This window comes from Paracidovorax sp., from assembly GCF_057642795.1.
In genome coordinates this window covers 273,620-287,921 of sequence record NZ_JBXYZY010000034.1, presented here as the reverse complement: position 1 = coordinate 287,921, position 14,302 = coordinate 273,620, and the positions used below count along the sequence as shown (strand labels likewise).

At 68.6% G+C, this 14,302-nt stretch carries 9 protein-coding genes; 7 read left to right on the top strand and 2 right to left on the bottom strand.

Translation table 11 applies throughout. From position 1 onward, the window contains the following. Positions 1-63 precede the first annotated feature (63 nt). From AC3A84_RS14275 to AC3A84_RS14265, 3 genes are all read left to right on the top strand, one after another. A complete protein-coding gene (locus AC3A84_RS14275; RefSeq protein WP_487970482.1) occupies positions 64-2,634 on the top strand; it encodes a DNA internalization-related competence protein ComEC/Rec2 in 2,571 nt (856 codons plus the stop codon). 144 nt (positions 2,635-2,778) lie between these two features. Next, positions 2,779-4,323, top strand: a complete 1,545-nt coding sequence (locus AC3A84_RS14270; RefSeq protein WP_487970480.1) for a circularly permuted type 2 ATP-grasp protein — start codon at positions 2,779-2,781, stop codon at positions 4,321-4,323. A gap of 1 nt (position 4,324) precedes the next feature. Continuing rightward, positions 4,325-5,293, top strand: coding sequence for an alpha-E domain-containing protein (locus tag AC3A84_RS14265; protein WP_487970478.1), 969 nt, complete (start codon positions 4,325-4,327; stop codon positions 5,291-5,293). A gap of 267 nt (positions 5,294-5,560) precedes the next feature. Here AC3A84_RS14265 and AC3A84_RS14260 read toward each other — a convergent pair whose 3' ends face one another. Together AC3A84_RS14260 and AC3A84_RS14255 are read right to left on the bottom strand one after the other, a co-directional pair. Then, the gene (locus AC3A84_RS14260) at positions 5,561-5,851 is read right to left on the bottom strand and encodes a VF530 family protein (protein ID WP_487970476.1); all 291 of its coding nucleotides are present in this window, start codon (positions 5,849-5,851) and stop codon (positions 5,561-5,563) included. Between the two features lie 143 nt (positions 5,852-5,994). Then, positions 5,995-6,909: a LysR family transcriptional regulator gene (locus tag AC3A84_RS14255; protein ID WP_487970474.1), complete on the bottom strand. Its 915-nt coding sequence runs from the start codon at positions 6,907-6,909 to the stop codon at positions 5,995-5,997. Positions 6,910-7,084: 175 nt separating this feature from the next. On the opposite strand from AC3A84_RS14255, the gene AC3A84_RS14250 reads away from it, so the two are divergent. From AC3A84_RS14250 to AC3A84_RS14235, 4 genes are all read left to right on the top strand, one after another. Beyond that, positions 7,085-7,912: an alpha/beta hydrolase gene (locus AC3A84_RS14250; protein ID WP_487970593.1), complete on the top strand. Its 828-nt coding sequence runs from the start codon at positions 7,085-7,087 to the stop codon at positions 7,910-7,912. Positions 7,913-8,112: 200 nt separating this feature from the next. Then, positions 8,113-9,357, top strand: coding sequence for an efflux RND transporter periplasmic adaptor subunit (locus tag AC3A84_RS14245; RefSeq protein WP_487970472.1), 1,245 nt, complete (start codon positions 8,113-8,115; stop codon positions 9,355-9,357). A gap of 30 nt (positions 9,358-9,387) precedes the next feature. Next, on the top strand, positions 9,388-12,633 hold the full coding sequence (locus AC3A84_RS14240; RefSeq protein ID WP_487970471.1) for an efflux RND transporter permease subunit: 3,246 nt from the start codon (positions 9,388-9,390) through the stop codon (positions 12,631-12,633). A 14-nt stretch (positions 12,634-12,647) separates the two neighbouring features. Next, positions 12,648-14,120, top strand: coding sequence for an efflux transporter outer membrane subunit (locus AC3A84_RS14235; protein WP_487970469.1), 1,473 nt, complete (start codon positions 12,648-12,650; stop codon positions 14,118-14,120). Positions 14,121-14,302 lie beyond the last annotated feature (182 nt).

The window sequence follows — 14,302 nt, the reverse complement described above, 5'->3', positions numbered from 1 at the left end:
CCGAAGTGTTACACAGGCTGAGCCATGGTCCGCAGCCGCTAGGATGCTCGCATGCGGCCTCCCATGCTCTCTCTGTCTGCCCGCGCAGCACCGCTCCAGCAGCAGCGGCAGGGGTGGCGATTGCCGGCCGTCCTGTGCGGCGGCGTGGCCGGCACGGCGGCACAGCTGCAGCAGCCTGCGCTGTGGCCGGGCTGGGCTTATGGTGCCTTGATCGCGCTGGTTGCAGTGATGCTGGGCTGCGCTGCGGCCGGCCAGGCGATGCGGGGTCGCCAGGTCGGCTGCTCTACCCTGCGGGATCTGCCTGGGCTCCTGGGCTGGTTGATCGGATTTTGCGTGGGTGCGGCCTTGCTCTTTGGTCTCTGCGGCCTGCGCGCCACGGCTTTTATGGCGCAGGCCCTGGACCCCGCTCTGGAAGGGCGCGATCTGCGTGTGGTCGCGATGGTCGGGGCCATGCCGCAGCTGCGTGACAACGCAGTGCGCATGCGGCTGGAGGTCGAATCGGCGCAGCTGGAAGGCCAGCCCGTACGCCTGCCGCCGCTGATCGAGGTGTCGTGGTATTCGGGGGCCTTCTTCCTGCGCGACGGCGGCCCTGAGCCGGGCGCGGCGGCCATTGCCGAGCTGCAAAAGCCCCCGCCCGAGGTGCACCCTGGAGAGCGCTGGGAGCTGACTCTGCGGCTGAAGGCGCCGCACGGCGGACGCAATCCACACGGCTTCGACTATGAGCTCTACCTATGGGAGCAGGGCGTGCAGGCCACGGGCTACGTGCGTGCCAGCCCGCGCGATGCGCCGCCGCGCCTGCTGGCCGCGACCTGGGCCCACCCGATCGAACGGGCCCGCCAGCACGTGCGCGACGCCATCCTGGAGCGGCTGGGCGGGCGCAGCGGTGCACCGGGCGATGGGGTCACCGCTGCCGCCGACATCGCCCGCCAGCGCGCTGCCGGCGTGGTGGCCGCGCTGGTGACAGGGGACCAGCGCGCCATCGACCGTGCCGACTGGGACGTGTTTCGCGCCACCGGCGTGGCGCACCTGATGAGCATCTCGGGGCTCCACATCACCTTGTTCGCGTGGCTGGCCGCGCATGCGGTGGGCGCGGCCTGGCGCCGGTCGCGGCGGCTCTGCCTTGCCTTGCCCGCTCCACGGGCGGCATTGGTCTGCGGCGTGTGGCTGGCGGCGGGCTATGCACTCTTCAGCGGCTGGGGTGTGCCGGCGCAGCGCACCATCTGCATGCTGGCTGTGGTGGCGCTGCTGCAGCTTTCGGGCCGGCGCTGGCCATGGCCGCAGGTGTGGCTGCTGGCCTGCGCGGCGGTGCTGCTGGCCGACCCCTGGGCGCTGCTGCAGGCGGGCTTCTGGCTGAGCTTCATCGCGGTCGCCGTGCTCTTTGCTAGCAATCCGATAGCGCAAGGCGCGGGTGGAAAGGGCGCTGCAGGGCGGTTTTGCTCGATGCTGCGGGAGCAATGGGTGGTCACGCTCGCCCTCACGCCGCTCAGTCTGCTGCTGTTCGGACAGGTGTCGCTGGTCGGGCTGCTGGCCAATCTGGTGGCCATTCCGTGGACTACGCTGGTCGTCACGCCGTTGGCCCTGGGCGGCGTGCTGTGGCCGCCGCTCTGGGATGCCGCGGCGTGGAGCGTGCAGCCCCTGTCGGCTGCGCTGCAGTGGCTGGCGGGCTGGCCCTGGGCCCAGCTGTCGCTGGCGGTGGCTCCGCTCTGGGCGGGCATTGCGGCTGTGGCCGGGGGCACGCTGCTGGCCCTGCGCCTGCCCGTGCCGGCGCGCCTCTTGGGCCTGCCGCTTTTGCTGCCAGCGCTCTGGTGGCATCCGCCGCGCCCGGCGCCAGGCCAGTTCGAGCTGCTGGCCGCCGACGTGGGCCAGGGCCAGGCGGTGGTGGTGCGCACCGCGCGCCATGCGCTGCTCTACGACGCCGGTCCGCGCTACCATCAGGACAGCGATGCCGGCGACCGCGTGCTGGTGCCCTTGCTGCGTGCCACCGGCGAGCGGCTGGACCGCGTGGTGCTGAGCCACCGCGATGTGGATCACACGGGCGGCGCGGCGGCCGTGCTGGCCCAGCAGCCCGCAGCGGACGTGCTCGGCTCCATCGAGCCGGGCCATCCGCTGCAGCAGCTGCGGCCCGTCGCGCCCTGCCGGGCGGGCGATGGATGGGAATGGGATGGCGTGCGTTTTTCCGTGCTGCATCCTCCCCCCGGCGCCGACCTGGCTGCGGGCAAGCCCAATAGCCACAGCTGCGCCTTGCGCATCGAGGCCACGGCGGGCACTGCGGCCTTGTTGGTGGGCGACATCGAACGCGCGCAGGAAACCGCACTCATCGCGCGCGGCGCGCCGCTGCATGCCGACCTGCTGCTGGTGCCGCATCACGGCAGCCGCACGTCGTCCAGCACGGCCTTTCTGGAGGCCGTGGCGCCCCGCACTGCGCTGGTGCAGGCCGGTTACCGCAATCGATTCGGCCACCCTGCGCCCGACGTGGCACGGCGCTACCTCGAGCGTGGCATCGACTTCGTGCGATCAGACCGCTGCGGGGCCATCGGCTGGACGTCCGAAGCACCGGAGCGCGTGCGCTGCGAGCGCGCAGCGCAGCGGCGCTATTGGCAGCATGCGGCGATCGCGGCCGACGAGGTCCCCTGACTCACCAGCGATCTCGAAGCGTGCGTTGATCGCGCGGCCGTCGGTCGGCCTGCTCTCCTACAGCGTGCTGTATCAAATCTGGCGCCGATGTTCCCAAGTGTCGGCCCGCAACTTGCTATGCTGAGTCCAGGAGGCACCGCTTTTATGCAGAAGTTCGACGAGATGTATGCGTCGCTGCCGTTTCAGGGCAGCGACGTTCGAGACCATTACAAGCGCTACGGGCAGTGGTTGGGTAAGCAGTCAGAAGAAGCGATGCAAGCGCGCCGCGCGGAGGCGGAGATGATCTTCCGCCGTGTCGGCATCACTTTCGCGGTGTATGGCGCCAAGGACGAGGACGGCGCGGGTACCGAGCGGTTGATCCCGTTCGATCTGATCCCGCGCATCATCCCCTCGCACGAGTGGTCCCGCATGCAGCAGGGCCTGGTGCAGCGCGTGACCGCACTCAACCGTTTCATCCACGACGTCTATCACGGCCAGGACATCATCCGCGCCGGCATCGTGCCCTCCGACCTGATCCTGCGCAACGCACAGTTCCGGCCCGAGATGGTGGACGTCGATGTACCTCGCGATCTCTACGCACACATCGCCGGCATTGACATCGTGCGGGCGCCCGACGCCAGCGGCGAGGGCGTGTATTACGTGCTCGAAGACAACCTGCGGGTGCCCTCGGGCGTGTCGTACATGCTCGAGAACCGCAAGATGATGATGCGGCTCTTCCCCGAGCTCTTTTCGCTGCACAAGGTCGCCCCCGTCGCGCATTACCCCGACCTGCTGCTCGACACGCTGCGCGCCAGCGCCCCGGCCGGCGCCGCCAACCCGACGGTGGCGGTGCTCACGCCCGGCATGTACAACAGCGCCTACTTCGAGCACGCGTTCCTGGCCCAGCAGATGGGCGTGGAACTGGTCGAAGGCCAGGACCTGGTGGTCAAGGACAACTTCGTCTACATGCGCACCACGCGCGGCCTGCAGCGGGTGGACGTGATCTACCGCCGCGTGGACGACGACTTCCTCGACCCGCAAGTGTTCCGCCCTACCTCCACGCTGGGCTGTGCGGGCCTGATGAGCGCCTACCGCGCGGGCAACGTCGCCATCTGCAACGCGGTGGGTACGGGCATCGCCGACGACAAGTCGGTCTATCCGTATGTGCCCGAGATGATCCGCTTCTACCTGGGCGAAGAACCCATCCTGGCCAACGTGCCCACCTGGATGTGCCGCAAGGCCGACGACCTGAAATACGTGCTGGATCACTTGCACGAACTGGTGGTGAAGGAAGTCCACGGCGCAGGCGGCTACGGCATGTTGATCGGCCCGGCCGCAACCAAGGCCGAAATCGAGGAGTTCCGCGCCGCGCTGCTCGCCAATCCGTCGGGCTACATCGCGCAGCCCACGCTGTCGCTCTCCAGCTGTCCCACCTACGTCGAATCCGGCATCGCGCCGCGCCACATCGACCTGCGCCCCTTCGTGCTCTCCGGCCAGAAGGTGCAAATGGCCGCTGGTGGCCTCACGCGCGTGGCGCTGAAGGAAGGCTCACTCGTCGTCAACTCGTCGCAGGGTGGTGGTACCAAGGACACCTGGGTGCTGGGCGAAGACAACGCCGCTCCACCCGTGCCCTGGCCCGCACCTACGCAAACCCTGGGCGGCATGACCCAGACCCTGGGCAGCGTGGTGCCCCCCCTGGGAGGACTCTGAGATGCTGAGCCGTACCGCCGATCATCTGTTCTGGATGTCCCGCTACACCGAGCGGGCAGAGAACACCGCCCGGATGCTGAACGTCAACTACGAGACGTCGCTCCTGCCCCAGTCCGCCGCCGTGTCGGAAGAGGGCTGGCAGGGCCTTCTTTCCATCAGCGAATTGATGCCGGCCTACCTCGCCAAGCACGGCGAGGTCACGCCGGCCGGGGTGCTGAATTTCATGGTGCATGACGGCACCAATCCTTCGTCCATCGTGTCGTGCCTGCGTGCGGCGCGCGAGAACGCCCGTGCGGTGCGCGGCGCGCTCACCACCGAGGTGTGGGAGACGCAGAACCAGACCTGGCTGGAGCTGAGCCGCCAGCTGGGCGGCGGCGTGTTCGAGCGCGACCCGGGCCAGTTCTTCGAATGGGTGAAGTACCGCTCGCACCTGTCGCGCGGCGTGGTGTTGGGCACCATGCTGCAGGACGAGGCCTTCCATTTCCTGCGGCTGGGCACGTTCCTGGAACGGGCCGACAATACCGCACGCCTGCTGGACGTGAAGTTCCATGCGGTGCAGAGCGACTTCCACGGCTCGGTTCAAAACCCGCGCCGGGCCACGCCGGAGTTCGACTTCTACCACTGGAGCGCGATCCTGCGCAGCGTCTCGGCCTTCGAGGTCTATCGCAAGGCCTATCGCGACGTCATCACGCCCGAGCGCGTGGCCGACCTGCTGATCCTGCGCCGCGACATGCCGCGTTCGCTGCACGCCAGCGTGAACGAAGTGGCGGACAACCTCGCCGTGCTTTCCAACGAGCACTCGGGCGAGACCCAGCGCAAGGCCGGCCGCCTGTTGGCCGATCTGCGCTACGGCCGCATCGACGAGATCCTGGCCACGGGGCTGCATGCATACCTCACGCAGTTCCTGGACCGGGTCAACGAACTGGGAGCCGGTATCAGCCGAGATTTCCTGGTGCCGGTGCCGCACTGACGAAGGCGGGGGCCTGGCTGCGTCGCCCCCAGCCGCTCTCGACCGCATCCATGCACCGGGCGCCGGGCGCGCAGCTCAAAAAGCTGGCGGCAGGCGCTTGTCTTATTGGGGGCTGGGAGTAAAAAGTGGCTGAGGTGCTTGAGAATCAAGCGCAGGCAGCTACTTTTTCGATAGCGATAGCGATAGGGGTGCTGCTGATGCAGTCATCAGCGCCATGGGCCGGAGGCGCGATCTGCCTGCCCGGCCCGTCGCTGAGGCGCCCGGCTTTCAGCGCTGGCCTCTGCGTTTTTGCTCGCGCAGCATGAACAGGTACAGGCTTTCCACCTTTTCCCGCGCCCAGGGCGTCTTGCGCAGGAACTTGAGGCTCGACGATACGCTCGGGTCGCTCTCGAAACACCGGATCGGTACTTCTCTCGCCAGGCCGCTCCAGCCATAGTGCTGCTGCAGCGCCACCACGATGGCCTCCAGCGTCATGCCGTGGAGCGGGTTACGGGGCTGTGCGGGCGGCTGGGCGGGTGCGGGCGCCGGCGGTGGGGCGGTGGAGTCGTCGTCGTGCATGGGCCGCGAGCATACGCGCTCCTGCGGGCCTGCCGGCGGGCGCGTGCCCTCCGCCCCGGCTCATGTGCGCGTGACGTTTTCTTGCCCGCGCCGGCTTTGTGCCGCGCCGCAGACCCTGGCACGAAGAGTGGCGGGCGCGTCGTTCACTGCCGCTGCAGATGCGGCTCACTGGCGAACAGCTCGGCCGCCCAGTCCACGAAGGCGCGTACCTTGGCGCTGAGGTGTCGGTTGGGCGGGTACACCACGTAGACGGGCAGCAGGGGGTGAGACCAGTCGTCCAGCACATGGATCAGCTGGCCCTCGTCGACATAGCGCTGCGCCTGGAAGGTGGTGATCTGGCCCACGCCGCGGCCGGCCACGAGCGAGGAGACGTAGGCATTGCTCTCGTTCACCGCCAGCTGCGACGGGCCTGAAATCTCCAGCACTTCGCCGTCCTTGTGAAATTCGAGCGGGTAGCGGCGCGTGGTGACGGGCGAGAAATAGATCACGCTGCGATGCCCGTTCTCCAGGTCCAGCGGATGCTTGGGGGTGCCGTGCTGCGCGAGGTAATCGGGCGAGGCGACGGTGATGAACTCGAGGTTGCCGATGCGCCGCGCCACCAGGGACTGGTCGGCCAGTTCGCCGCCGCGGATCACGCAGTCCACGTTGTCGCCGATCAGGTCCACAGTGCGGTCGCTCACGCCCAGGTCGATCTGGATGTCGGGGTAGCGGTCCTGGAACGCCGCCAGGCGCGGAATGATGAGAAGCCGGGCCACCGCCGTGCCGACATCCACGCGCAGGCGACCTCGCGGGTTGGCGCGGGCCTGGCTCATGCTGGCCTCGATGTCGTCGAAATCGGCCAGCAGCCGCACCGTGCGGTCGTAGTACGCCGCGCCATCAGGCGTCACGGTGACGCGCCGCGTCGTGCGGTTGAGCAGCTTCACGCGCAGCCGCTCCTCCAGCGCCTGCACGTGCTTGGTCACGCTGGCCTTGGGCAGCTGCAACGAATCGGCGGCGCGCGTGAACGTGCCGGCTTCCACTACCCGCACGAATATTCGCATGGCCTGTATCTGGTCCATGGATTTCCCTTTGTTCCCTTCCCCGTCTCTTGCAGAGACGGAAAGAATTCTCACACGCAGCACATGGCTGGATTGTTCGAAGTTTGGAAACAGTACTGTGGCGTTTGCCTGGTTTATCGTGGGGTGACCCGTCGCTACATTTCACATCACCCGGCCCTTGTCCGGCACCACCACCATGATCCGCTCCACCACGCCAACGCCGTCCGTCTGCACCGACTCCACCATTGAGGTGGCGAACGGCCAGTCGGTGGACGTGCGCCTGTATGGGCGCAAGCGGGCAGGCCACGTGCTGCCGTTGGTGGTGCACTTTCACGGCGGCGCGTTCGTGTCCGGAGACCTCGACAACGGCGGCACGGTGGCCGGCCTGCTCGAAGCCGCCGGTGCGCTGGTGGTGTCTGTTGCCTATCCGCTCACGCCCTTCCCGCAGCCCCTGGAGACCGGCTACGCCGTGCTCAAGTGGGCCTTCAAGCACCGCACCAGGCTTGCAGGGCAGGGCGCGCGGGTGTACCTGGCGGGCGAGGAGGCCGGCGGCAACCTGGCCGCGGGCGTGGGGCTGATGTCGCGTGACCAGGCACATCCCCCGCTGGCGGGGCAAATCCTGCTGTCGCCCATGCTGGATCCGTGCGTCGGCACCCCCTCGGTTCGCGCCGTCACCGGCAAGGCCACCGAGTGCAAATGGTCCGCTGGGTGGATGAAGTTCCTGGGGTGCGCGCGGGATGCGGAGCATCCCTACGCCGTGCCCGCGGCGGCCCAACGGCTGGCCGGTCTGCCCCCCACGCTGGTGCTGGTGGGCAGCGACGACCCGATGCACGATGAGGCGCTCGCCTATGCCGCCCGCCTGGAGGCCGCCGGCCAGCCCGTAACGCGCCATGTCTTCAACAAGGCAGCGCAGTGGCCCGACGCCCTCCTGCAACCGGGCGCACGCAATTGCCCTTGCGCCGCTGAGGTGCAGGAGCAATTCCGCCAATTCTTCGAGGCCACGCGATGTCCCGCTCCGCAGTGACCTCTTAAACCCGCTTTCCCCGTACCGGCCGTGCCTGGTGCTTGACCTCGACTGCGGTTGAGGTCTGAGCCTTCGCACGCCTGTCGATCGCAAGGCTTTCCCTTTCATGCCTTTTTTCCGGCCGTCCCGTGCTGGAGGGAGAAGGCTTGCCCCGAATTTTTGTTGTACCGATCTGAGATTCAAAACACGGAGGAATCATCATGAAGAAGCCATCCACTCTTTTCTCGCCCGCCCGCCGCTGGTGGACCGCTGCCGGCGCTGCTGCGGCCGTGGCTGCCGCCGGCGGTGCGATGTTCGGACTGAGCGCGTCGCGCGCCGAGTCCCCGGCCGCTGTGCCGGCGGCCATGCCGGTGTCGGTCGCCACCGTGGTGCAGCAGGACGTGTCGCTGTGGGATGAGTTCTCAGGCCGGCTCGAAGCTATCCAGCGTGTGGAGGTTCGCCCCCGCGTGGCCGGCGCCCTGCAGGCCGTGCATTTCCGCGAAGGCGCTTTGGTCAAGCAGGGCGACCTGCTGTTCACTGTGGACCCCGCTCCCTTCGCCGCTGAAGTGGACCGTGCCGAAGCGCAGGTCGTGGCTGCTCAGGCGCGCGTGGCGTACACCCGCAGCGACATGGAGCGCTCCACGCGCCTGTGGGAGGAGCGTGCCATCGCACAGCGCGAGCATGAAGAGCGCGTGAACGCGCAGCGCGAGGCTGACGCCAACCTGCGCGCAGCGCAGGCCGCCCTGAAGACCGCGCGCCTGAACCTGGGCTACACCCAGGTGCGCGCCCCCGTGTCGGGCCGCGTCGGCCGCATCGAGGTCACGCAGGGCAACCTGGTGGCCGCAGGGGCTGGCGCGCCGGTGCTGACCACGCTGGTGTCGGTGAGCCCGATCTACGCGAGCTTCGACACCGACGAGCAGATCGTGGCCAAGGCCCTGGAAGGCCTGCGCAGCGGCAAGAACGCCCGCTCGCAGATCGAGAACATTCCCGTGCAGATGGGGACGGGCACGGCCGGCAGCACGCCCTACACCGGCCACCTGCAGCTCATTGACAACCAGGTTGACGCCCGCAGCGGCACAGTGCGCGTGCGTGCCGTGTTCGACAACGCCGAAGGCGCGCTGATGCCTGGCCAGTTCGCCCGCATCCGCATGGGGCAGGTCAAGAGCACGCAGGCCGTGCTGATCAACGAACGCGCCGTGGGCACCGACCAGAACAAGAAGTTCGTGATGGTGGTGGGCGAGGGCAACAAGGCCGAGTGGCGAGAGGTGCAGCTGGGTGCGCCGGTCGACGGCCTGCGTGTCGTCACCTCGGGCCTGAAGGCCGGAGAGCGCATCGTCGTGAACGGACTGCAGCGCGTGCGCCCCGGCGCCGTGATCGCGCCGCAGGAGGTACCGATGGCCGCCAAGTCCGAGTTGGCGGGCGACCGCAAGCAGGCACGCACGGCGGCCCATCAGCCTGCAGCCTGAATGCACGTCTAGACCCAAGACAAGAACATCATGAATCTCTCCCGATTTTTCATCGACCGTCCCATCTTCGCCGGGGTGCTGTCGGTGCTCATCTTTCTGTCAGGGCTGATCGCCCTGCGCGCGCTGCCGATCTCGGAGTACCCCGAGGTCGCGCCACCCTCCGTGGTGGTGCGCGCCACCTATCCCGGCGCCAATCCCAAGGTGATCGCCGAAACCGTGGCCACGCCGCTGGAGGAGTCCATCAATGGCGTCGAAGGCATGCTCTACATGGGCAGCCAGGCCACCACCGACGGGGTCATGACGCTGACCGTGACGTTCGCGCTGGGCACTGATCCCGACAAGGCGCAGCAGCTGGTGCAGAACCGCGTCTCGCAAGCCGAGCCGCGCCTTCCCGAGGAAGTGCGCCGGCTGGGCATCACCACCGTCAAGAGCGCGCCCGACCTGACCATGGTCGTGCACATGGTCTCCCCCAACGGGCGCTATGACATCGACTACCTGCGCAACTACGCCGTGCTGAACGTGAAGGACCGGCTGGCCCGCATCCCTGGCGTGGGCCAGGTGCAGATCTTCGGCGGCGGCGACTATTCCATGCGCGCCTGGCTCGATCCGCAGAAGGTCGCGCAGCGCGGCCTGTCGGCCAGCGACGTGGTGGCCGCCATCCGCGGCCAGAACGTGCAGGCCGCAGCGGGCGTGGTGGGGCAGTCGCCCGGCCTCAAGGGCGTGGACATGCAGCTGTCGATCAATGCGCAGGGGCGTTTGGCGACGGTGGAGGAGTTCGGCGACATCATCGTCAAGACCGGTGCCGACGGCGCCGTGACGCGTCTGCGCGACGTGGCCCGGCTGGAGCTGGGCGCGGCCGACTACTCGCTGCGCTCGCTGCTCAACAACGACCCGGCCGTGGGCATGGGTGTGTTCCAGGCGCCGGGCTCCAACGCGCTGGACATTTCGTCCAACGTGCGTTCCACCATGGCCGAGCTGCAGAAGAAGATGCCGGAGGGCGTGGAATTCCGCATCGCCTACGACCCCACGCAGTTCGTGCGCGCCTCCATCAAGTCCGTCATCCAGACGCTGCTGGAGGCCGTGGCGCTGGTGGTGGTCGTCGTGATCCTGTTCCTGCAGACCTGGCGCGCGTCCATCATCCCGCTGCTGGCGGTGCCGGTGTCGGTGGTGGGCACGTTCGCCATGCTGCATCTGCTGGGCTTCTCGATCAACGCGCTGAGCCTTTTCGGCCTGGTGCTGGCCATCGGCATCGTGGTGGACGACGCCATCGTGGTGGTGGAGAACGTGGAGCGCAACATCGAGGCGGGCCTGACGCCGCGCGAGGCCACCTACCGCGCCATGCGCGAAGTGTCAGGGCCCATCATCGCCATTGCGCTGGTGCTGGTGGCGGTGTTCGTGCCGCTGGCGTTCATCAGCGGGCTCACGGGACAGTTCTACCGCCAGTTCGCGGTGACCATCGCCATCTCCACGGTGATCTCGGCCATCAACTCGCTCACGCTGTCGCCGGCCCTGAGCGCACTGCTGCTGAAGGGCCACGATGAACCCAAGGACGCGCTCACGCGCGGCATGGACAAAGTGCTGGGCGGGTTCTTCCGCCGTTTCAACAGCGTGTTCCACCGCGGCTCCGAGGCCTACAGCGGGGGCGTCAGGCGCGTCATCGGCCGCAAGGCGCTGATGCTGGTGATCTACGGCGCACTGGTGTTCGCCACCTGGGGCCTGTTCAAGATCGTTCCGGGTGGCTTCGTGCCGGCGCAGGACAAGCAGTACCTGGTCGGCTTTGCCCAGCTGCCCGACGGCGCCACGCTGGACCGCACGGACGACGTGATCCGCCGCATGGGCGAGATCGTCAAGAAGAACCCCAATGTGGAGGACGCCATCGCCTTCCCGGGGCTGTCGATCAACGGCTTCACCAACAGCTCCAACTCCGGCATCGTGTTCGTCACGCTCAAGCCTTTTGCCGAGCGCACCCGCGCCGACCAGAGTGGCGGCGCCGTCGCGGGCCAGCTGAACCAGGCCTTCGGCAGCATCGAGGAGGCGTTCATCGCCATGTTCCCGCCGCCGCCGGTGGCGGGGCTGGGCACGACGGGCGGCTTCAAGCTGCAGATCGAGGACCGCGCCTCGCTGGGCTACGAAGCGATGGATGCGGCCGTCAAAGCCTTCATGGCCAAGGCCTACCAGACGCCCGAGCTGGCCGGCCTCTTCACCAGCTGGCAGGTCAACGTGCCGCAGCTGTACGCCAACATCGACCGCACCAAGGCGCGGCAGCTGGGCGTGCCGGTCACGGACATCTTCGAGACCCTGCAGATCTACCTGGGCAGCCTGTACGCCAACGACTTCAACCAGTTCGGCCGCACGTACAGCGTGCGCGTTCAGGCCGATGCGGCCTACCGCGCGCGGGCCGAAGACGTGGGCCTGCTCAAGGTGCGCTCCGCCACGGGCGAGATGGTGCCCTTGTCGGCGTTGATGAAGATCGAGCCCAGCTTCGGGCCCGAGCGTGCCATGCGCTACAACGGCTTCCTGGCAGCCGATGTGAACGGTGGGCCCGCGCCGGGCTACTCGTCAGGGCAGGCGCAGGCCGCCATCGAGCGCATCGCCGCTGAGACGCTGCCGCAGGGCATCAGCTTCGAGTGGACCGAGCTCACTTACCAGGAGATCCTGGCCGGCAACTCCGCCGTGCTGGTGTTCCCCATCGCCATCCTGCTGGTGTTCCTGGTGCTGGCCGCGCAGTACGAAAGCCTGACGCTGCCGATCGCCATCATCCTGATCGTGCCGATGGGATTGCTGGCGGCCATGACGGGCGTGTGGCTCTCGGGCGGCGATAACAACGTGTTCACGCAGATCGGACTGATCGTGCTGGTGGGGCTGTCGGCCAAGAACGCCATCCTGATCGTGGAGTTCGCGCGGGAGCTGGAATTTTCGGGACGCACGCCGGTGCAGGCCGCGATCGAGGCCAGCCGCCTGCGGCTGCGCCCCATTCTGATGACGTCGCTGGCCTTCGTGATGGGCGTGCTGCCGCTGGTGCTGTCCACCGGTGCCGGCGCCGAGATGCGCAGCGCCATGGGCGTGGCGGTGTTCGCCGGAATGATCGGCGTGACGGCTTTCGGTCTGTTCCTGACTCCGGTGTTCTACGTGGTGCTGCGCCGCATGGCCGGCAATCGGCCGCTGCAGCAGCACGGCAGCCACGTGGCGCCGTTGACCGATGCCGACGTGGGCGCAGCAGGTCATGGCGCCTCGGCCTACCCGGTGATCGCCGCGCCGCGTGGCCTGCACGAATGAGACGGAGTTTTTCCATGACGACACTGTTTTCCCTTTCTTCCTTTTCGCGGCTGGTTCCGCTGGCCGCGGCCCTGGTGCTGGCGGGTTGCATGAGCCCGCCGGTGGTGCCGGAACATGCCGGCGTGGCCGTGCCCGCCGCCTTCAGCGAAGCCGATGGCGCAGCATCCTGGACCACCGCGCCTCCGGCCGAGGCACAGCCGCGCGGCGCGTGGTGGCTGGGCTTTCGCGATCCCGTGATGGACGACCTGGTGCAGCGTGCCGGCAGCGGCAACACCACCGTGCAGGAGGCGGCCGCGCGCCTGGCGGAGGCCCGTGCGCTGCTGCGCTCGGCCGACGCCAACCGCACTCCGCAGGTGGGCCTGTCCACCGGCGTGGCGCGCCAGGCCGGGGCCAACACGGCCACGGGCGGCCCCTTGCCTGCCACTCTCGCCACCGTTGGTTTGAGTGTGTCGTACGAGCTGGACTTGTTCGGCCGCCTGTCGCAGGCCAGCGATGCGGCGCGGCTCGACGCACAGTCGCGCGATGCGCTGCTGCAAAGCACCCGGCTGATGGCCCAGGCCGACGCGGCGCAGGCCTACCTGCAGCTGCGCTCCGTGCAGGCCGAGAGCAGCCTGGTCCGGGAGAGCCTGGCGGCCTACCGCGAGACGCTGCGTCTGACGCAGCGCCGCTACCAGGCCGGCGATGTGGCCGAGCTGGACGTGGCCCGCGTGCAGACCGAAGTGGCGGCGACCGAGTCGGATGCGCTGGCCCTGGAGCGCCAGCAGGCCGTGCTGACGCATGCCCTGGCGCTGCTGGTGGGCGAGGTGGCCACAGGCTTCACCGTGCCCGCTGCGGCGGGCGATGCCGCTTTGCCGGTCATCCCGGCCGGCGTGCCGGGTACGGTGCTGGCCCGCCGGCCGGACGTGTCGGCGGCACAGGCTGCGGTACTCGCGGCGCAGGCCCGCGTGGGCGTGGCGCAGGCGGCGTGGTTCCCCGCGGTCACGCTCACGGGCAATGGTGGTTATGCGTCGCCGGAACTCGGCGATCTGTTCAAGTGGTCGGCACGCTCCTGGGGCATTGGCGCGCTGCTGTCCCTGCCGCTCTTCGATGGGGGCCAGCGCCAGGCGCAGGAGGACGGGGCGCGGGCACGGCTGGAAGGGGCGCTGGCGGCGCACCGCGGCCAGGTGCTCACGGCCTTCCGCGAGGTGGAGGATCAGCTGAGTGCGCTGCGCCTGCTCGCGGGCCAGGCAGAGGCGCAAGGCCGCGCCGTGCAGTCGGCCGCGCGTGCCACCCAACTGTCGGAATCCCGCTACCGCAACGGTATGGTGAGCCAGCTGGAACTGCTGGACGCCCGGCGCAGCGAATTGCGCAACCGGCGCCAGGCGCTGCAGGTGCGCACGGCGCAGTACACCGCCACCGTCGGCCTGATCCGGGCACTGGGAGGCGGGTGGGGCGATGGCCCTGCGCCAGCGGCCCAGATCGCGCAGGCCTTGCGACCCAAGCCCTGACTCCGTCGGGGCGAGACCTTGCAGCGGCGCATTCGGGGTGCCGGCTGACACGCGGGTGTCGCCGGCACGCCTGCAGCTGCCGCTCAAGGGGCCTATAGTTGTCGGTTGCCGACGCGCGTGCCGGCGGCAGGCCTTGCCTTGGGGCAGGGTCTTGACGGCACCGCCATTCCCCAGAACCCCTC

Excerpts from the sequence above, each read along its gene's own strand:
- AC3A84_RS14260 (WP_487970476.1), bottom strand. The coding sequence starts at position 5,851 with ATGCACGACGACGACTCCACCGCCCCACCGCCGGCGCCCGCACCCGCC.
- AC3A84_RS14265 (WP_487970478.1), top strand. The coding sequence starts at position 4,325 with ATGCTGAGCCGTACCGCCGATCATCTGTTCTGGATGTCCCGCTACACC.
- AC3A84_RS14275 (WP_487970482.1), top strand. The coding sequence starts at position 64 with ATGCTCTCTCTGTCTGCCCGCGCAGCACCGCTCCAGCAGCAGCGGCAG.
- AC3A84_RS14255 (WP_487970474.1), bottom strand. The coding sequence starts at position 6,909 with ATGGACCAGATACAGGCCATGCGAATATTCGTGCGGGTAGTGGAAGCC.
- AC3A84_RS14245 (WP_487970472.1), top strand. The coding sequence starts at position 8,113 with ATGAAGAAGCCATCCACTCTTTTCTCGCCCGCCCGCCGCTGGTGGACC.
- AC3A84_RS14270 (WP_487970480.1), top strand. The coding sequence starts at position 2,779 with ATGCAGAAGTTCGACGAGATGTATGCGTCGCTGCCGTTTCAGGGCAGC.
- AC3A84_RS14235 (WP_487970469.1), top strand. The coding sequence starts at position 12,648 with ATGACGACACTGTTTTCCCTTTCTTCCTTTTCGCGGCTGGTTCCGCTG.
- AC3A84_RS14240 (WP_487970471.1), top strand. The coding sequence starts at position 9,388 with ATGAATCTCTCCCGATTTTTCATCGACCGTCCCATCTTCGCCGGGGTG.
- AC3A84_RS14250 (WP_487970593.1), top strand. The coding sequence starts at position 7,085 with ATGATCCGCTCCACCACGCCAACGCCGTCCGTCTGCACCGACTCCACC.